The 17,606-nt window shown below is 67.4% G+C and carries 18 protein-coding genes; 8 read left to right on the forward strand and 10 right to left on the reverse strand.

The window, feature by feature from the left end:
- Together ACH107_RS09660 and ACH107_RS09665 are read left to right on the forward strand one after the other, a co-directional pair.
- Positions 1-695: pseudouridine-5'-phosphate glycosidase (locus ACH107_RS09660; RefSeq protein ID WP_412505666.1), on the forward strand; the 695-nt coding region annotated here is incomplete at its 5' end.
- A gap of 69 nt (positions 696-764) precedes the next feature.
- Positions 765-1,469: a DUF502 domain-containing protein gene (locus tag ACH107_RS09665; RefSeq protein WP_412505667.1), complete on the forward strand. Its 705-nt coding sequence runs from the start codon at positions 765-767 to the stop codon at positions 1,467-1,469.
- A 15-nt stretch (positions 1,470-1,484) separates the two neighbouring features.
- Here ACH107_RS09665 and ACH107_RS09670 read toward each other — a convergent pair whose 3' ends face one another.
- Positions 1,485-2,501, reverse strand: a complete 1,017-nt coding sequence (locus tag ACH107_RS09670) for a patatin-like phospholipase family protein (RefSeq protein WP_412505668.1) — start codon at positions 2,499-2,501, stop codon at positions 1,485-1,487.
- Between the two features lie 124 nt (positions 2,502-2,625).
- Positions 2,626-3,399, reverse strand: coding sequence for a 3-hydroxybutyrate dehydrogenase (locus tag ACH107_RS09675; RefSeq protein ID WP_412505669.1), 774 nt, complete (start codon positions 3,397-3,399; stop codon positions 2,626-2,628).
- 327 nt (positions 3,400-3,726) lie between these two features.
- Here ACH107_RS09675 and ACH107_RS09680 point away from each other — a divergent pair, with 327 nt between their 5' ends.
- Together ACH107_RS09680 and ACH107_RS09685 are read left to right on the forward strand one after the other, a co-directional pair.
- Positions 3,727-5,562 carry an extracellular solute-binding protein gene (locus tag ACH107_RS09680; RefSeq protein ID WP_412505670.1) on the forward strand — a complete coding sequence of 612 codons (1,836 nt, stop codon included), beginning with the start codon at positions 3,727-3,729 and terminating at the stop codon, positions 5,560-5,562.
- Between the two features lie 35 nt (positions 5,563-5,597).
- Positions 5,598-5,711 (forward strand): entericidin EcnA/B family protein, encoded by a 114-nt coding sequence (locus ACH107_RS09685; RefSeq protein WP_412505671.1) that lies wholly within the window; start codon positions 5,598-5,600, stop codon positions 5,709-5,711.
- A 66-nt stretch (positions 5,712-5,777) separates the two neighbouring features.
- Here ACH107_RS09685 and ACH107_RS09690 read toward each other — a convergent pair whose 3' ends face one another.
- The 4 genes from ACH107_RS09690 to ACH107_RS09705 all read right to left on the reverse strand — a co-directional run bounded on the left by ACH107_RS09690 (position 5,778) and on the right by ACH107_RS09705 (position 8,669).
- On the reverse strand, positions 5,778-6,746 hold the full coding sequence (locus ACH107_RS09690; protein ID WP_412505672.1) for a DUF3179 domain-containing protein: 969 nt from the start codon (positions 6,744-6,746) through the stop codon (positions 5,778-5,780).
- Between the two features lie 95 nt (positions 6,747-6,841).
- Positions 6,842-7,618: a DUF4336 domain-containing protein gene (locus ACH107_RS09695; protein WP_412505673.1), complete on the reverse strand. Its 777-nt coding sequence runs from the start codon at positions 7,616-7,618 to the stop codon at positions 6,842-6,844.
- Positions 7,619-7,621: 3 nt separating this feature from the next.
- On the reverse strand, positions 7,622-8,170 hold the full coding sequence (locus tag ACH107_RS09700) for a peptidylprolyl isomerase (protein WP_412505674.1): 549 nt from the start codon (positions 8,168-8,170) through the stop codon (positions 7,622-7,624).
- The gene (locus ACH107_RS09705) at positions 8,163-8,669 is read right to left on the reverse strand and encodes a peptidylprolyl isomerase (protein ID WP_412505675.1); all 507 of its coding nucleotides are present in this window, start codon (positions 8,667-8,669) and stop codon (positions 8,163-8,165) included. Before ACH107_RS09705 ends, ACH107_RS09700 begins: the two co-directional genes overlap by 8 nt.
- A 129-nt stretch (positions 8,670-8,798) precedes the next feature.
- On the opposite strand from ACH107_RS09705, the gene ACH107_RS09710 reads away from it, so the two are divergent.
- On the forward strand, positions 8,799-9,983 hold the full coding sequence (locus ACH107_RS09710) for a phosphoglycerate kinase (protein WP_412505676.1): 1,185 nt from the start codon (positions 8,799-8,801) through the stop codon (positions 9,981-9,983).
- Between the two features lie 145 nt (positions 9,984-10,128).
- Positions 10,129-11,022 (forward strand): fructose bisphosphate aldolase, encoded by an 894-nt coding sequence (locus ACH107_RS09715; protein ID WP_412505677.1) that lies wholly within the window; start codon positions 10,129-10,131, stop codon positions 11,020-11,022.
- 189 nt (positions 11,023-11,211) lie between these two features.
- Here the strand turns inward: ACH107_RS09715 and ACH107_RS09720 are convergent, their stop codons facing one another.
- From ACH107_RS09720 to ACH107_RS09735, 4 genes are read right to left on the reverse strand one after another with little or no spacing between them, the layout of a single operon-like run.
- The gene (locus tag ACH107_RS09720; RefSeq protein WP_412505678.1) at positions 11,212-12,315 is read right to left on the reverse strand and encodes a PQQ-dependent sugar dehydrogenase; all 1,104 of its coding nucleotides are present in this window, start codon (positions 12,313-12,315) and stop codon (positions 11,212-11,214) included.
- 56 nt (positions 12,316-12,371) lie between these two features.
- Positions 12,372-14,300: a 1-deoxy-D-xylulose-5-phosphate synthase gene (gene dxs / locus ACH107_RS09725; protein ID WP_412505679.1), complete on the reverse strand. Its 1,929-nt coding sequence runs from the start codon at positions 14,298-14,300 to the stop codon at positions 12,372-12,374.
- A 25-nt stretch (positions 14,301-14,325) separates the two neighbouring features.
- On the reverse strand, positions 14,326-15,192 hold the full coding sequence (locus tag ACH107_RS09730; RefSeq protein ID WP_412505680.1) for a polyprenyl synthetase family protein: 867 nt from the start codon (positions 15,190-15,192) through the stop codon (positions 14,326-14,328).
- A 5-nt stretch (positions 15,193-15,197) separates the two neighbouring features.
- The gene (locus ACH107_RS09735; protein WP_412505681.1) at positions 15,198-15,440 is read right to left on the reverse strand and encodes an exodeoxyribonuclease VII small subunit; all 243 of its coding nucleotides are present in this window, start codon (positions 15,438-15,440) and stop codon (positions 15,198-15,200) included.
- 99 nt (positions 15,441-15,539) lie between these two features.
- Here ACH107_RS09735 and ACH107_RS09740 point away from each other — a divergent pair, with 99 nt between their 5' ends.
- Together ACH107_RS09740 and ACH107_RS09745 are read left to right on the forward strand one after the other, a co-directional pair.
- A complete protein-coding gene (locus ACH107_RS09740; protein WP_412505682.1) occupies positions 15,540-16,514 on the forward strand; it encodes a phosphotransferase in 975 nt (324 codons plus the stop codon).
- Between the two features lie 440 nt (positions 16,515-16,954).
- The gene (locus ACH107_RS09745) at positions 16,955-17,587 is read left to right on the forward strand and encodes an invasion associated locus B family protein (protein WP_412505683.1); all 633 of its coding nucleotides are present in this window, start codon (positions 16,955-16,957) and stop codon (positions 17,585-17,587) included.
- Positions 17,588-17,606 lie beyond the last annotated feature (19 nt).

Below are 17,606 nucleotides of genomic sequence, written 5' to 3' on the forward strand. Positions count from 1 at the left end.
AGATGCTGGCGCGCGCGCCGAAACCGGCCAAGCTCAGCCGCGCGGATCTGGCCGTCTGCATGGCGCGCGGGGGCACGGGCGCGACCACCGTCGCCGCCACGATGATCGCCGCGCGCCATGCCGGGATCGCGGTGTTCGCCACCGGCGGCATCGGTGGCGTGCATCGCGGGGCGGCCGAAAGTTTCGACATCTCCGCCGACTTGCGGGAACTGGCCCGGACATCGGTGACCGTGGTGGCGGCCGGCGCCAAGGCGATCCTCGACCTGCCCAAGACGCTGGAAATGCTGGAGACGCTGGGCGTACCGGTCATCGCGCACGGGCAGGACGCGTTCCCGGCCTTCTGGTCGCGCGATGCGGGGCTGGCCGCCCCCCTGCGCATGGACGATTCCGCCGAGATCGCCGCCGCCCACCGGCTGCGCGGCACGCTGGGCCTGTCGGGCGGTCAGCTCGTCGCCAACCCGGTGCCGGCGGACGCCGAGATCCCGGCCGGCGAGCTGGCCCCGCTGATCGCGCAGGCCCAGTCCGAGCTGCGAGCGCGGGGGCTCACGGGCAAGGCCGTCACGCCCGCCCTGCTCGACAGGCTCGGCGTGCTCACGGGCGGGCGGACCCTCGCCGCCAATATCGCGCTGGTGCTCAATAATGCGCAGCTGGCCGCCCGGATCGCCACCGAGTTGTGCAAAGAGCCCCCGCCCTGATCAAACGCCCATTGTCGGCGCCGGCATATCTGCTTAGATACCGCGAAATACATCGAATTCGGCCGCGACATGAACACGCCCTTCGACGAAGACCCGCCTCCGACCCGCAAGCCCGGCATGTTTTCCGGCCTGCGGGCCAGCTTCCTTACCGGGATCGTCGTGATCGCGCCGGTGGGCCTGACAGTGTGGCTGCTCTGGACACTGGTGGGCTGGGTCGACAGCTTCGTGCTGCCGCTCGTGCCCTATCACCTGCGCCCGGAACAGTATATCGGCATCAACCTGCGTGGCGTGGGCGTCATCATATTCCTCGTCTTCACGATCCTCGTGGGCTGGGTCGCGAAAGGGCTGATCGGCAAGTCCCTGATCGGCTTCGCAGAATCGCTGGTGAACCGTATGCCGGTCGTGCGGTCGATCTATTCGGGCGTCAAGCAGATCGCCGAAACCGTCTTCGCGCAAAGCGAACGCAGCTTCGAGAAGGCCTGCCTGATCCAGTACCCGCGCAAGGATGTCTGGGCCATCGGCTTCATCTCGACCACCGCCAAGGGCGAAGTCAACAGGCGCGCCGAATCCGGCAGCGACCTGCTGAGCGTCTTCGTACCGACAACGCCCAACCCGACCTCGGGATTCCTGCTGTTCTTCCCGCGCGAGGACGTGATCGAACTGGACATGTCGGTCGAGGACGCGGCCAAGCTGGTGATCTCGGCCGGGCTGGTCTATCCCGACGGGCGGGTGAAGCCCGATGGCGGCAAGGGGGGCCCCGCCGCCAAGGGCTGACACCGCGCGGCCGGTTCAGCCGTATGCGGCCCCAAGGTCCACCGTGCCGCGCCGGTTCAGGTCGCCGGCATGCGCGGTCAGGAACGCCCCGGCCGCGCGCCGCCCGGCCCGCTTGAGCCGCCCCAGCAGCCAGGGCGACGGCACCAGCTTGGTGGCCACCGACAATTCCCGCATCAGGACATCATCGGCGATCATGTGCACCAGCACGCGTTTCATCGCGCCCTCCGCCATGTGGCCACTGTCCAGCAGGCGCTGCGCGAAGGCGATGGCCCGCAGCTCGCGCAGCAGCGAGGAGTTGAAGCTGATCTCGTTGATCCGGTTCTGGATGTCCTGCGGGCGCCGCGGGACCTCGCGGCGCTCCAGCGGATTGATGTTGACGATCAGGATATCGGCGGGCAGGTCGCGCTCGAACAGCGGGAAAAGCGCCGGGTTGCCGGTATAACCGCCGTCCCAGTAATGCTCGCCGTCGATCTCCACTGCCTGGAACAGCGTCGGCAGGCAGGCCGAGGCCAGCAGGCTCGCGGTCGTGATCCCGTCGCCGCTGAAAACCCGTATCTTGCCCGTATGCACGTTCGTCGCGCCGACGAACAGGCGCGGCCCTGCCCCGGCGCAGACCCGCGCGTAATCGAACTGCTCGGCGATGGGCGTCAGCGGGTTGCGGTAGAACGGCCCGTAAAGGTAGGGTGAGACAAGCCCGCTCATCGCGTCCGCGGCCATCACCGGCGGGCTCAGTTCCAGCGCATCGCTCAGCACGCCCGGGGCGGGCATCGCCCCCTGCATCCAGGCGGGCATCCGCATGTCGTGCAGCCCGCCGAGCCGCCCCCACAGCCAATCGAGCGCCGCCCGCGCGCCCTCGCGCGCGCCGGCCAGCCAGCCCGACTTGAAAGCCGCCCCGTTCAGCGCGCCCGCCGAGGTCCCCGAGATGGCGGCGACTTCGATGCCATCCTCGTCCAGCAGCCGGTCCAGCACGCCCCACGTGAAGGCGCCATGCGCCCCGCCGCCCTGCAGTGCCAGGTTGATGCGCGTTACCACGACGGCCTCCCGCCCGTTTCTTCTCGGTCGAAATACCCCGGGGGTGAATTGGCCCCGGACCGGGGCCAAGAGGGGGCAGCGCCCCCTGCCCCGGCCGGATCGCCCCGTCGATCCGGACGCCCGTTCACAGCGCCGTCCAGCCGCCGTCGACACTGATCGTCGTGCCGGTGACCTGCTCCGCCGCGTCCGAGCACAGGTAGAGCGCGGTGCCGCCCAGCTGCTCGACCGTCGCGAATTCCTTGGACGGCTGGCGCTGCAGCATGACGTTGCGGATCACCTCCTCGCGGGACATGTCGTATTCCCGCATCGTGTCGGGGATCTGCGCCTCGACCAGCGGCGTCAGCACGTAGCCCGGGCAGATGGCGTTGGCCGTGATCGGGTCCTCGGCCGTTTCCAGCGCCGTGACCTTGGTCAGCCCGACGACCCCGTGCTTGGCGGCGACGTAGGCCGATTTGTACGGGCTCGCCGTCAGGCCGTGGGCGCTGGCGATGTTGATGACCCGCCCCCAGCCCGCGGCGCGCATCAGCGGCAGCGCCGCGGCGGTGGTGTGGAACGCCGAGCCGAGATTGATGGCGATGATCGCGTCCCACTTGGCCGCCGGGAATTCGTCGATCGGCGCGACGTGCTGGATACCGGCATTGTTGACCAGGATGTCGCAGGCCCCGGCCGCGTCGATCAGCGCGCGGCACGCCGCGGGGTCCGACATGTCGGCCTTGATGTAGCGTGCGCGCACCCCGTGCTCTTGCGCGAGGCCTTCGGCAAGCGCGTGGTCGTCATCGCTGTCCGTTAAGGAGTTCAGCACGACATCCGCGCCGGCCTTCGCCAGTTCCGTTGCCACGCCCAGCCCGATTCCCGAATTGGACCCGGTGATGACGGCGGTCTTTCCGGTCACGCTCATTGCTCTTTTCCCCTTTTGCCGGTGGTTTTTCGCACCGGCAGCATACGGGCCCGGATCACGGATTGCACGGGGCAGCCGCCATCGCTGGGATCAAAAAGAGGCCGCGGCCGCGATATGCCGCATGTGCGACGACGGCGAAAAAAAACGCCGGCACAAGGCCGGCGTTCAGTTATTGAGGCAGGTTTCATACAGGCAAGAAACCTATCGAGCAGTGAGTCATGTATACGCAATCAGGCGGCGTGATCCAAGCTAAAAGTTTGAAAAGGCGTGAATCCGCCTCTACGGTCTGGGCCAGTATAACAAGGGCAGTCAGGGATTGTTGCCGAAATGGGACCGAATTATTTCCGCGCGATGCGCCTGTCGACACTGGCCCTTGGGCTGTCGGTCTTCTGTCAAGCGGCGATGTCGGAGCCGTCGCATGGCATAGCTATGTACGGGCAACCCGACCTGCCACCCGATTTTGTGTCGCTGCCCTATGCCGACCCCGACGCGCCGAAAGGCGGCCGCGTGGTGACGGGCAATGTCGGGCGGTTTGATTCGCTCAACCCGTTCACGCTCAAGGGTGATCCGCCCTGGCAGTTGCGGTTCTTCACGCACGAATCCCTCATGGGGCGATCATGGGACGAGCCGTTCTCGTTATACGGTCTTCTGGCCGAATCGGTCGAGACGGGCCCGGACCGTGGATGGGTCGAATTCACCCTGCGGGACGAGGCGCGATTCTCAGACGGCAGCCCGGTCACGGTGGCCGACGTGATCTGGTCCTACGAGACGCTGGGCACCGAGGGCCATCCCCGGTACCGCGCCTTCTGGGAAAAGGTCGAGACGATCGACCAGACGGGTCCGCGCAGCCTGCGCATGACCTTCGCGGAGGATGATCGCGAGCTCGCGATGATCGCCGGGATGCGCCCGATCCTGAAGAAGGCGCAATGGGACGGCCGCGATTTCGCCGCCGGCCGGCTGGAGGATATCCCCGTGGGCAGCGGGCCTTACGTGGTGGACAGCTACGAGGTGGGCCGCAACGTGGTGCTGCGGCGCAACCCGGATTACTGGGGCGCCGACCTGCCCTTCCGCCGCGGCACGCACAATTTCGACGAGATCCGCATCGACTTCTACGGCGATGCGGCCGTGCTGCGCGAAGCGCTCAAGGCTCAGGCGGTATCCTACCTGCGCGAATTCAACGCCGAGCGTTGGCAGACGCAATACGATTTCCCCGCCGTCACCCGCGGCGATGTCGTCAAGACCGAGATCCCGCATGACCGGCCGTCTGGAATCACCGGCTTCGTGATGAACACGCGGCGGGCGCCGCTGGATGACTGGCGGGTGCGCGATGCGCTGATCCACGCCTTCAATTTCGACTATATCAACGACACGCTGACCGGGGGGCGGCAACCCCGGATCACCTCCTATTTCTCGGGCTCCGAACTGGGCATGCGGGCAGGCCCGGCCAAGGGACGGGTGCGCGACCTGCTGGCCCCCTTCTCCGATACGCTCCTGCCCGGGGCGCTGGAGGGCTACACGCTGCCCGCGGGGGACGACACGCCGCGCAACCGTCAGGACATACGCCGGGCGATGCGCCTGCTGAACGAGGCGGGCTGGACGGTGCAGGACGGTGTTCTGCGAAACGCGGCGGGTACGCCGCTGGAATTGACGGTGCTGCTCAAGCAGGATGCGCTTCTGGGTCAGGCCACGGCGATCATGGACATCTATGCTCGCGCACTGGAAAGGCTGGGCATCACGCTGCGGATCCAGACCATCGACAAGGCCCAGTATGCCGAGCGCGAGCGGACCTACGATTTCGACATGACCTTCATGCGCCGGTCCCTGTCGCTGAGCCCCGGCAACGAGCAGTTTTTCTACTGGGGCTCGGTCGGCGTTGACCGTCCGGGCAGCCGCAACCTGATGGGCATGGAATCGCCCGCCGCCGAGGCGATGATCCGGACAATGTTGCGCGCCGAGAGCCGCGAGGAATTCGTCGCGGCGGTCAGGGCGCTGGACCGGGTGTTGATTTCGGGCCGCTATGTCATTCCGATTCATCAATATTCCGTCGGCCGGATTGCCCACGTGAAGGAATTGAAGTATCCCGAGGACAAGCTGCCGATCTACGGGGACAGCGTGGGCTTCCTCCCGACGGTATGGTGGCACGAGGCAGACGGCTCAGATTGACCTGAAAAGGCAAGCGAAACCAAGAGGCAACCGCCATGAAAACCCTGATCGCCATGGCCCTGATCGCCCTCGTGGCCGGCTGCGCCACGGTTGACGGCATCGGCCGGGACATCTCGGGCGCGGCGCGCGGCGTGCAAAGCTGGTTCTGATCACGCGCGCCTGACCGGCGCATCGCGCCGCCCCGCGACCGGGGCGGACCGCCCGGATTGCCGCTTTCAATCACCGATCATCCATGTCCCCTCGGGCCAGAAGGCGTGGAAGGCAAAGGCGAAAAGCACGTCATGGGGCACGTCGCGGCCCTGCCCGTCCCGGACCCGCACGCTGCCCACGTCGCGGCCCTTGGCGATATCGGCCGTGTCGAGCGCGGAGGCCTGACCGGCCTGCCAGCTTATGGTCACGCCGGCCTCGCGGATGCCGGCTTCGCGGCGGATACGGGTCAGCGGCCATGCGCGCCCGCCCACTCGCACGACACGTTCCAGCGGCGAGATGCCGTGCGGCGGGTTTTCGCCATCATAGAGGAACGGCCGCGGCGCGCTGTCATAGCCCCGATAGGGATTGCGACCATAATCGCGATTGAAGGCGGGCTGATCCATCACCAGCCCGTCGGGCTGGCGGGCCCGGTACTGGTCCCAGCTTTCCATCCAGCTTGACAGGTGGCGCAGCTCGGTGCCCGTCAGTTCGCCCACGATGGCGCTGCCGGTCGCCTGTTGCCACCAGCTTTCGGTCTGGCGGTCGTACATCACCATGTCCGAGTTGCGCAGTTTGCCCGAGACCCCGAAATCGAGCGTGCCAGACGCCGTGCGGCGGTCGAACACCATGCCAGAATTGCACAGCGGGCAGAACGTCACGGCGACGGGCACACCACCGATCCGGTCATTCACGATTTCATGCCATGTCAGGTAGCGCAAGGGATAGGCGCGCGGCGTCTCGCCGGGGATCTCGACGGTGACGACGGGTTCGGCGCCGCCAATCCGGGTTTCGGACGAAACGGGGCGGAATGACGGGTCGTCGATGGCCGGGATGCCGTCCTTGGGCGGGCCGCCCGAGCGGATCTCGTCCCAGCTTTGCACGGTCGTGACGGTGAAATCGGTTTCGGGCCATTCGCGCTGCCACTGCGCCGGGTCCGCGCGCGCCAGTTGGGCGAATGTCAGGAAAATCAGGCTCAGAACGGCAAGGTGGCGCATGGCAGGCTCCGGTGATATGCGATGATACCCTGATCCTGCGCAACCTGCGCGCGCCTGCCCAGCCCCCGGCACGCGAACGTGAGCAGATGTGTCCGCTACCCGCGCCTTTTCGCGTCGGTCAGCGCGCGATCCCACAGGCGGTCCCGCAGGATGCGGCGGAAGGCGCGTTCCAGTTCGCGCACCGCACCCCTGTCGTACCAGCGCCCGTGTGCAAGGATCAGGCGCCCCGGCCCCCAACCGATCATCCGTTCCACCGAATCGGCAAGTTTGCGCTTGTCCCGGAAGGAAAACGCCATGCCGGGCGGCATCTTGCCGTCGCTGTCGTCGATCCCGGCGATCCAGATGATCGGCCGCATCCAGACGGGCAGCTTGGCGGTTTCGAAATTCGCGATGAGCGCGGCAAGGATCAGGGTTTCGCTGGCGCGATGGAAAAAGACCGCCTCGCGGCGGGTCTTGCTGCCCTCGACGATCAACTGGTCGATCTGACCGGCCCAGGGCACCTCGGCTTCCGGGCCCAACTCGTGATCGAAGCGCAGCGTCATCCCCTTTTTCGCGGCGTGTTCCGCGACGCCGGGCGCGGCCCAGGCCAGCGCCCCGGGGAAGGCCGCCTGCCAGTCGGTGATATGCGCGTGATGCAGCCGGGTGGGCGCGACAAGGTGGCGGACGGGCCCAAGCGCCGCAATCTGCGCTTGCAGCGCGTCCGTCAGCAGCGTGGGTGAATGTACCCACAGCCCGCCGTTTTCCAGCCGCACGACGGTGGCGCGCGTGGAAAACGGCATGCCGCGGACCGGGACGGCCGGGCCGTCGATCACCCAGATCCCCTCGGCCACGGGCTTGGGGGTATTGAGCGGCTCGTACCCGGTTGGGCCCATGACCTAGTCCGTCACCGTGACGGATGTCATCACGTCGGGCTTGCCCGTCACGGCGCCGTTCTGGCCACGGCCGCGCTTGATGGCGTCGATCACGTCCATCCCGTCCGTCACGCGGCCGACAACGGTGTATTGCCCGTTCAGGTGGCCAGCGGGCGCGAACATGATGAAGAACTGCGAATTCGCGCTGTCGGGGTGGCGTGCGCGGGCCATGCCGACCGTGCCGCGCTCGAAGGGTTCATCGGAAAATTCCGCCTTGAGGTCGGGCTTGTCGCTGCCGCCCATGCCGGCGCGCGCCATGTTGCCGCCCTCAAGCTTGCCGAATTCCACGTCGCCCGTCTGGGCCATGAACCCGTCTATGACGCGATGAAAGACCACGCCGTCATAGGCCCCTTCAGCGGCCAGCGTCGTGATCCGGTCCACGTGGCCCGGCGCCACGTCCTCCAGAAGGTCGATCGTGACGGTGCCGTTGGCCTCGCCCGCGACGTCGATCTGCAGCCCGGTCGCGAACGCGGGACCGGCCAGCAGGCTGAAAAGAACGGCCAGTTTACGCATCGGCGGCCACCTTAACGCTGATCATGCGGTCCGGGTTCGCCGGTGGCTCACCGCGGGTGATGGCATCCACGTGCTCCATCCCCGAGATCACGCGGCCGTAGACAGTGTATTGCCCGTTCAGGAAATGGTTGTCGGAAAAGCTGATGAAGAACTGGCTGTTGGCGCTGTCCGGGTTCTGGCTGCGGGCCGCGCCCAGCGTGCCGCGGTCATGGGGAATGCGGCTGAACTCGGCCTTGAGGTCGGGCAGCTCGCTGCCGCCGGTGCCGCACATGCGCGGGTTGTAGTCCTTTTCCATGTTGCCGTTGCGGACATCACCGGTCTGGGCCATGAAGCCGTCGATCACCCGGTGAAAGGCCACGTTGTCATAGTGTCCGGCCCGCGCGAGCTCCTTCATGCGCTCGCAATGGCCCGGCGCGACGTCGGGCATCAGCTCGATCGTCACGGTGCCGTTCTTGAGCTCCATCAGAATTGTGTTTTCCGGATCCTTGATTTCGGCCATCGGGCCCTCCTTTGCACTCGGTCGGCCTGAGTCCTAGGGCCTTCGCGCGGGATTGCCAAGCATCGGCGGTTGACGACCGCGCACCATCGCGCCATGCACAGCGCGACTTTCGCACACAGGAGGCACGGCATGGGCTGGAAAACGCTCGACGACATGGATCTGACGGGCAAGCGGGTACTGACGCGCGTGGATATCAACGTACCGGTCGAAAACGGCCACGTCACCGACCCGACCCGGATCGAAAGGATCGTCCCGACCATCAACGACATCCTTGCAAAGGGAGGCAAGCCGATCCTGATCGCGCATTTCGGCCGCCCCAAGGGGAAGGTCGTGCTGGACATGTCACTGCGCGTCACCCTGCCCGCGCTGAGCGCCGCGCTGGGCCGCGACGTGCGGCTGCTCGAAACGCTCGACGGCGCCGAAACCCTGACGGACGAGGCCGAGGCCGCCGAGGTGCTGCTGCTGGAGAACATCCGGTTCCATCCCGGCGAGGAGGCCAACGACCCCGATTTCGCGAGGCGGCTGGCGGCGCTGGGCGATGTCTATTGCAACGACGCCTTTTCGGCCGCGCACCGCGCGCACGCCTCGACCGAGGGCGTGGCGCATCACCTGCCCAGCTGTGCCGGGCGCCTGATGCAGGCCGAGCTGGAGGCGCTGGAGGCCGCGCTGTCACAGCCGGCGCGCCCGCTCGTCGCCGTGGTGGGTGGGGCCAAGGTATCCACCAAGCTGGACCTGCTGTCCAACCTCGTCGAGAGGGTGGATCAACTGGTCATCGGCGGGGGGATGGCCAACACCTTTCTCGCCGCGCAGGGGCTGAACGTGGGCACCTCGCTCTGTGAACACGACATGGGCGAGACGGCGCGCACGATCATGCAAAAGGCCGGCGCGTCGGGCTGCGAGCTGCTGCTGCCCGCCGACGTGGTCGTGGCACGCAAGTTCGAGGCCGACGCCCCGCACGAGACCGTGCCGGCCCATGCCTGCCCAGAGGACGCGATGATCCTTGATGCCGGCCCGCAATCGGTGGCGCGCATCACCACGGCGCTGGACAACGCGAAAACGCTGATCTGGAACGGCCCGCTCGGCGCGTTCGAGATCAGCCCCTTCGACGCGGCCACGAACGCCGCCGCCGGCCATGCCGCGAGGCTCAGTCGCGAGGGGCGTCTCACCTCGGTCGCGGGTGGTGGTGATACAGTGGCCGCGCTCAACAAGGCCGGCGCGGCGGACGATTTCACCTATGTCTCGACCGCCGGGGGCGCGTTCCTTGAGTGGATGGAGGGCAAGGACCTGCCCGGCGTCGCCGCGTTGAAGGGTTGAGCGGACACCGCGCGCGCCGTCATGCCCGGATGGCGCCCCCGTTAGCGCCATCACAATTGCAACGGCTTTCGTGGTCACATAGAACCTGACCGAACGGTGCGCCGGGCGCGCGACCTCCCTTTTCACCGCGGCGGAGAGACAAGACATGTCGAAGGAAAATCAGCGGCTTCGGATACTCAAGGGTGACGGCTTCATCGCGGCCCTGGATCAGTCGGGCGGCTCGACACCCAAGGCGCTGCGGCTGTACGGGATCGGCGAGGACGACTACGCGTCGGAGGCCGAGATGTTCGACCTCATCCACCGGATGCGCGCCCGGATCGCGCAATCGCCCGCCTTCAGCGGCGACCGGATAATCGGCGCGATACTGTTCGAGCGGACCATGGACAGCGAGATCGGCGGCAAGCCGTCGGCGACCTACCTTTGGGAGGACCGCGGGATCGTGCCGTTCCTCAAGATCGACAAGGGGCTCGCGGAGGCGGCGGACGGCGTCCGCCTGATGAAACCCATTCCCGACCTCGACGCGCTGCTGGAGCGCGCGCGGGACGCTGGCACCTTCGGCACCAAGATGCGCTCGGTCATCGACGCGGGCTCGGCCACCGGCATCGCGGCCAACGTGGCCCAGCAATTCGACCTGGGCAAGCGGATCCTCGCCCACGGGCTGGTGCCGATCATCGAACCCGAGGTGACCATTTCGATCGCCGACAAGGCAAGTGCCGAGGCGATGCTGCTGGACGAGATCACCAAGCACCTGGACAGCCTCGAGCCCGGCGCTGAGGTCATGCTGAAACTGACGCTGCCCGAGACGCCGAACCTGTACAAGCCGCTGGTCGATCACCCGAACGTGCTGCGGGTCGTGGCCCTGTCGGGCGGCTACAGCCGTGACGAGGCCAACGCGCGGCTGGCGCGCAACACCGGTGTCGTCGCGAGCTTCTCGCGCGCGCTGACAGAAGGGTTGTCGGCAAAGCAGAGCGATACGGAATTCGACGCCGCGCTCAAGGAGGCGATCGACAGCATCCGCGCGGCCTCGATCGCGGGGTGACCTGCCGCGGCACGTGCCGGATCTGATCCGGCGGTGCGCCTTTCAGGCGCGCGGCATGTCTCGTCGGCCGCCCCGGGCGTCCTCCTCGGGGCGGGTATTTCGACCGAGAAGAAGCGGTCCCGGCACCTGGTGTCGTCTTGGCGGCATGATGACCGTCGGGACGCCTGCCGTCGGCAGCGAAAGCCCCGGTCAGGACGGCGAGAGGCGGTAGAGCGCGCCGTTCGTTACCGACAGGAACCAGATGGCGCCGTCCGGGCCTTCGCGAATATCGCGCACGCGACCCGTCGATGGGCCGCTGATGCGTTCGACTTCCCGCAGCGGCGTCCCGCTCAGCCGCGAGATCATGTCGAATTTCAGGCTGCCGACGAAGATGTCGCCCTGCCATTCGGGCCACAGCGCACCGGAATAGATCATCATGCCCGAGGGCGCGATCGAGGGGTCCCAGTAATGCGCGGGCTGTTCCATGCCGGGCTTGCGCGTGCCCTCGCCGATCTTGGCCCCCGAATAATGGCGGCCGTAGGAAATGACGGGCCAGCCGTAATTGGCGCCCTCGTGCACGAGGTTGACCTCGTCACCGCCGCGCGCCCCGTGTTCGACGACCCAGAGCCGCCCCAGCCCGTCGAGCGCGGCGCCCTGCGGGTTGCGGTGCCCGTAGGACCAGATGGCGGGCCGCGCCCCGGCGCGGCCGGTGAAGGGATTGCCGGGCGGGATCGCGCCGTCGCGCGCGATGCGGATGACCGAGCCGTTTTCGCGCGAGAGATCCTGCGCCGAGGGCCTGTCGCCGCGGTCGCCGATGGTGGCGTGGATGTAGCCATCGGCCCCCTCGACCAGCCGCGCGCCGAAATGCCGCCCGCCGGTGGAGCCCGGTGACAGCTCGAAAATCACCTGCCAGTCTGTCAGGCGGCGGCTGTCCGTGCTCAGCCGGGCGCGGGCCACCGCCGTGCCCGCGCCGCCCGATTGCGGCTTGGCATAAGTGAAGAACAGGGTGCGGGAGGTGGCGAAATCGCGCGGCACCAGCAGGTCGAGAAGCCCGCCCTGCCCGCCGTCATGGACGGGCGGGACACCGTCGATCACGTGCCGGGTGCCGTCCACCAGGCGCAGGACGCGGCCGTGGTCGCGCTCCGTCACCAGTACGGACCCGTCGGGCAAAAAGCCGATGGCCCAGGGCTGATCGAGGCCGCGGGCGATCTTTGTCACCCGCAGCGGGCCGGCGGAGGTATCGAGCGCGCGCCCGGGCGTTGAGGCCATGCCGATCAGAACCAGCAGGCAGAACAGGATTCGGACATGGCGCATCTATCAGACCCTCCCTGACGCCATGATACAGCGTCGGGTCCACCTGTCATCCCCCGTCAGGCCCTGCGGCTGTCGAGCCGCGCGAGGCCCAGCAGCTCGAGCACGCGGGATTCGATATGCGCGGCGTCAAGGCCCGCGACCGCGTACATGTCTTCCGGGCTGGCCTGGTCGATGAAGGTGTCGGGCAGCACCATTGACCGGAACTTGAACCCTGTATCGAACACTTCTGACTCGGCCAGCAACTGGCTGACATGGCTACCGAAACCGCCGATCGCGCCTTCCTCGATGGTGATCATGGCCTCGTGTTTCGCCGCGAGGTCCAGAACGAGATCCCGGTCGAGCGGCTTGGCAAAGCGCGCGTCGGCCACGGTGGGCGTGATCCCGCGGGCGCGCAGCGCCTCGGACGCCTTCATCACCTGACCCAGCCGCGTGCCGAACGAAAGGATCGCCACGCGCGCGCCCTCCTGCACGACGCGGCCCTTGCCGATCTCCAGTACGTCGCCGCGTTCGGGCATCTCCACGCCCTGCCCCTCGCCGCGCGGGTAGCGGAAGGCGACGGGCCCGTCGTCATGCGCGGCGGCCGTGGCGACCATGTGCTTGAGCTCGGCCTCGTCGGCGGCCGCCATCACGGTAAAGCCCGGCAGGTTCGACAAATAGGCGATGTCGAACGCCCCCGCATGGGTGGCGCCGTCGGCCCCCACCAGCCCGGCCCGGTCGATGGCGAACCGCACCGGCAGGCGCTGGATCGCCACGTCGTGCACCACCTGGTCATATCCGCGTTGCAGGAAGGTGGAATAGAGCGTGCAGAACGGCTTCATCCCCCCGGCGGCCAGCCCGGCGGAGAAGGTCACCGCGTGCTGTTCGGCGATCCCGACGTCGAAGCACCGCGAGGGGTAGCGTTCCGCGAAGAGATCAAGCCCCGTCCCGTCAGGCATGGCGGCGGTGATGGCGCAGATGCGGTCGTCGCGCGCGGCCTCGGCCAGAAGCGCGTCGGCGTAGACGCGCGTGTAGCTGGGCGCATTCGAGGGCGCCTTTTTCTGTTCGCCGGTGACCACGTCGAACTTGGCCGTCGCATGGCCGCCGTCATTGCGTGTCTCGGCCGGGGCATAGCCCTTGCCCTTCTTCGTCAGGGCATGGATCAGGACCGGCCCGGTCGCGCGAGCCTTGACGGTGCGCAGCACCGGCAGCAGCTGGTCCATGTCATGCCCGTCGATCGGGCCGATATAGGAGAACCCCAGCTCCTCGAAGAGCGTTCCGCCGACGGCGAACCCCTTGAGCACGTCCTTGGCGCGCTTGGCCCCCTCCTGGAAGGGCGGCGGCAGGAGCGAGATCGCCCCCTTGGCGGCCGCCTTGAATTCCTGGAACGGTTCGCCGGCATAGAGACGCGACAGGTAGGACGACAACGCGCCGACGGGCGGTGCGATCGACATCTCGTTGTCGTTCAGGATCACGATCAGCCGTTTCCCGAGATGGCCGGCATTGTTCATCGCCTCGAAGGCCATGCCGGCGCTCATCGCGCCGTCGCCGATCACCGCGATGGCGTCGCCGTGGCCCGTGTCGCAGGCGCCGCCGAGGTCGCGCGCCACGGCAAAGCCGAGCGCGGCGCTGATCGAGGTGGAGGAATGGGCGGCTCCGAACGGATCGTAGGAGGATTCGCTGCGCTTGGTGAAGCCCGACAGCCCGTCTTTCTGGCGAATGGTGCGGATACGGTCGCGCCGGCCCGTCAGTATCTTGTGCGGATAGGTCTGGTGGCTCACATCCCAGATGATCTTGTCGCGCGGCGCGTCGAAGACGTGGTGCAGCGCGACCGTCAGCTCGACCACGCCGAGGCCGGCGCCAAGATGGCCGCCGGTTTCCGACACGGCCGAAATCGTCTCGGCCCGGAGTTCCTGCGCCAGCTTGGCAAGCTGCGGATCCGACAACCGCTTGAGGTCGGCCGGGCCGGCAACCTGATCCAGCAGGGGCGTGACGGGACGGTCTGACATGGGCACCCCTCCCCGGGGTCGACATTCAGGTTTCGCGCGAGATAACGAAGCGGGCGAGCCGCTGCAAGGCCTCGGCATCCTTGCCATAAACAGATAGGGCGTCACAGGCCTCGTCAACAAGGGCATCGGCCCGGCGCGCCGCCCCGTCGAGCCCGAGCAGCGACACGAAAGTGGCCTTGCCGGCGACGGCGTCCTTGCCCACGGCCTTGCCCGCGGCGGCGGCGTTACCCGTCTCGTCGATGATGTCATCGCGGATCTGGAAGGCCAGCCCGAGGGCGCGGGCATAGGCGGCCATCGCCCCGGTATCGGCCCGCGCCATGCGCGGCCCGGCACAGGCCGCCCAACCGATCAACGCGCCGGTCTTGCCGGCCTGCAACTCGGTGATCTGGTCGAGCGTGAGCGGGGTTCCCGCCGATTCGGCGGCGATATCACGGGCCTGCCCCAGCACCATGCCCTGCCCGCCCGCGGCCCGCGCAAGGCTCAGCGCCAGATCGGCGCGCGCCCTTCCGGTTTCGGCGCCGTCCGGGTGAGCGGCCAGTTCGAAGGCCAGCGATTGCAGGGCATCGCCGGCCAGCACGGCCGTCGCCTCGTCCCACTTGACGTGAACGGTGGGCTGGCCGCGGCGCAGCGCGTCGTCATCCATGCAGGGCAGATCGTCATGCACGAGGCTGTAGCCGTGCATCGCCTCGATCGCGCAGGCGGGCCAGATCGCGCGGTCGGCCGCGATGCCGTGCAGCCGTGCGCCCTCGATCACCAGAAAGGCGCGGATGCGTTTGCCGCCCGTCACGGCATACCGCATCGCGCGCGCCACGGGCGTCGTGCCGAAGGGCGCCATGACACGGGTGAAATGCGCCTCCACGTGGCGGGCCACGGCCGCGCGCGCGTCATCCATCGCGGTCAGAGCCCGTCGACAGGCGTCGTGCCGGTGGGCTGGCCCTCGCCATCGAGCGTGATCGCGGCGACCTTTTCCTCGGCTTCCTTGAGCTTGGTTTCGCAGCGCTTCTTGAGCGCCGCGCCCCGTTCGTAAAGGCTGATCGATTCCTCGAGCGCGACGTCGCCGCGTTCAAGCTGCCCCACGACCTGCTCCAATTCCTTCATCGCTTCCTCGAAGGACATTTCGGCAACTGGCTTGTCGGACATCTGGGCGCTCCTGCTGCGTTGTTTCGCGCCACCATAGACGCGCGGGATGGCGGGTTCAATTCGGTTGACGCGCCCGGACGCCTGCGGGAATGTCGCTCCATGCAGGAAAGGAAGGCCATGGCGCCGCTGCCCGACATGCAGGCCGTCACGGAGATCGCCCGGCGATTCGACACCGCGAAAGCCGCGGACCCGGCGCTTGAAAACGCCGAACTCGGCGAGTTGCTGCGCCTCGTGCCGGGCAGGCGTGCCTTGGCCGAGGGCCTGCTAGACGGGCGCGACGCGGTGTTCCGGTTCCACCTGGGCGGGCCGCCCGCGGCGCAAGCGCGGGAATGGGCCGAACTGCAGCGCATCTGGCCGCTCATGCGGGACGGGGCCTGCCGGGTGGTCGAACCACTGCATTTCAACGGCGATCACGGGGTGATGGTCGTTTCGCGCGTGTCGGGCACGCCGCTGTTGCAACACCTCTGGAAAATCGACCCGGCCCGGCGCGCCGCCATCCTGGGGCCCGCGGCCCGCTGGCTGAGGCAATATACCGAGGTCAGCGAGGTCTGGCGCCCGGCAAAGCCGGGGGCGTGGCTGTCACGGGCGGAACGCGCCAGCGCGAAACAGCCCTTCCGCCGCCTCGCGCGGATCGAGGCGGGCATTCTCAACGAACTGCACCGCCTTGCCCGGCTGATGGGCAAGGCCGACTGGCGGTGCGCCATCGGCCACGGGGATTTCCACCCCAACAACCTGATCCTGCGGGGTGAGCGGCTGACCGGCATAGACACCGGCGGATCCGCCGTGATGCCCGTCTACAAGGACATGGCGCGCTTTCTGGTGCACATGGGGCGGCGCGGCATGATCCCGTCGGGGCGGTCGTATCTGGGCGTCGACGCCGACGGGATTGCGGCGTTCGGTGACGTCTTTTCGCTGTCGCGCTCGGAAACGGGGCTTCATCTGCCGTTCATGATCGGCTGCGAAACGCTGCTGCGGGTGGAAACCCGCAAGCTCAAGCGCGGGCGCATCCGCCACGCCGAGGCGATGTCGCAAGCGTTGCTGCGCGACCTGCGCGAGGCCGGGCGGGATTTCTAGCGCGCAGTCCCGTCGCGTCGGCGCGAGTGTCGGCCGCTGAAAAGTCACGCGCGAGACATACAAAGTTAAGGATTTTGCGTCAGGGTGAGTCACGCTCCGGAACCTGCTGTCCTCTTGGTTTCGGGGCTTCCTCCCTGTCAGACTGGCCGCGCCTCCGGGTGCGGCCTTTTTTCACATTTCGGCGAAGCTGACTGTTGACGGGTCTGGGGAACTGTCCTAGCGTCACTTCACTACTAAGTCGGCCAGTCCGACAGGGAGAGAAAAATACAAATGAAAGGGGCCGCGTGGCCTCTTTCTTGTGTCTGACACTCCGTTTTCCAAGCCCACACCTGTTCCGGCTTTGAAACACTCCGATCCGAAAGGGATGGCGTTTTTTCCCTGACATGTCGCGGGCGCCATGCTAGAGCGCTGTGGCATTCAAAACACCGAATGGGGACAAGATGCCGAAGATTTTTTCGACCCTGCCGCTGGTCACCGCTCTCGTGTTCTCCACGGCGCTGCACGCGCAGGAAGAAACCGCCGACCAGAACGGCGCAACGACCGCCCCTGAAACGCAAGCCCAAGACGACGCCAACACCGCCGGCGGGCAGTTGCAGATGGGCCGCCAAGTGTCGGAGGACGATGCGACCTACATCAAGGAGACCTACGACGACTGGCAGCTCAAGTGCTTTCGCAACCAGGGCGAGGGCGACGACATCTGCCAGATGTACCAGTTGCTGACCGAGGATTCGGGCAACCCGGTTGCCGAATTCAGCATCTTCCGCCTGCCCGAGGGCGGGCAGGCCGCCGCGGGCGGTACCATCGTCGTACCCCTCGGGACTCTTCTGGGCGAGGAATTGACCATCTCGGTGGATGGCGGCGCTGCCAAGCGGTACCCGTACTCGTTCTGCACGATGACCGGCTGCTTCGCGCGGATCGGCTTTACAGAGGCGGATGTCACGGCCTTCAAGCGGGGCGCGTCGGCCATGCTCCGGATCGTGCCGGCGCAGGCCCCCGACCAGGTCGTCGAAATCAGCGCATCGCTTGACGGCTTCACCGCCGCCTATGAAAACGTCTCGACCATTCGCAATTGATCTCCCGCGGGTCGCCGCG

Source organism: Roseovarius halophilus (ex Wu et al. 2025), assembly GCF_047086965.1.

Coding starts and splice junctions, on each gene's coding strand:
- dxs (WP_412505679.1), bottom strand. CDS start 14,300: ATGTCAGACCGTCCCGTCACGCCCCTGCTGGATCAGGTTGCCGGCCCG.
- ACH107_RS09700 (WP_412505674.1), bottom strand. CDS start 8,170: ATGCGTAAACTGGCCGTTCTTTTCAGCCTGCTGGCCGGTCCCGCGTTC.
- ACH107_RS09735 (WP_412505681.1), bottom strand. CDS start 15,440: ATGTCCGACAAGCCAGTTGCCGAAATGTCCTTCGAGGAAGCGATGAAG.
- ACH107_RS09685 (WP_412505671.1), top strand. CDS start 5,598: ATGAAAACCCTGATCGCCATGGCCCTGATCGCCCTCGTGGCCGGCTGC.
- ACH107_RS09740 (WP_412505682.1), top strand. CDS start 15,540: ATGCAGGAAAGGAAGGCCATGGCGCCGCTGCCCGACATGCAGGCCGTC.
- ACH107_RS09690 (WP_412505672.1), bottom strand. CDS start 6,746: ATGCGCCACCTTGCCGTTCTGAGCCTGATTTTCCTGACATTCGCCCAA.
- ACH107_RS09745 (WP_412505683.1), top strand. CDS start 16,955: ATGCCGAAGATTTTTTCGACCCTGCCGCTGGTCACCGCTCTCGTGTTC.
- ACH107_RS09730 (WP_412505680.1), bottom strand. CDS start 15,192: ATGGATGACGCGCGCGCGGCCGTGGCCCGCCACGTGGAGGCGCATTTC.
- ACH107_RS09705 (WP_412505675.1), bottom strand. CDS start 8,669: ATGGCCGAAATCAAGGATCCGGAAAACACAATTCTGATGGAGCTCAAG.
- ACH107_RS09710 (WP_412505676.1), top strand. CDS start 8,799: ATGGGCTGGAAAACGCTCGACGACATGGATCTGACGGGCAAGCGGGTA.
- ACH107_RS09675 (WP_412505669.1), bottom strand. CDS start 3,399: ATGAGCGTGACCGGAAAGACCGCCGTCATCACCGGGTCCAATTCGGGA.
- ACH107_RS09695 (WP_412505673.1), bottom strand. CDS start 7,618: ATGGGCCCAACCGGGTACGAGCCGCTCAATACCCCCAAGCCCGTGGCC.
- ACH107_RS09680 (WP_412505670.1), top strand. CDS start 3,727: ATGGGACCGAATTATTTCCGCGCGATGCGCCTGTCGACACTGGCCCTT.
- ACH107_RS09720 (WP_412505678.1), bottom strand. CDS start 12,315: ATGCGCCATGTCCGAATCCTGTTCTGCCTGCTGGTTCTGATCGGCATG.
- ACH107_RS09715 (WP_412505677.1), top strand. CDS start 10,129: ATGTCGAAGGAAAATCAGCGGCTTCGGATACTCAAGGGTGACGGCTTC.
- ACH107_RS09665 (WP_412505667.1), top strand. CDS start 765: ATGAACACGCCCTTCGACGAAGACCCGCCTCCGACCCGCAAGCCCGGC.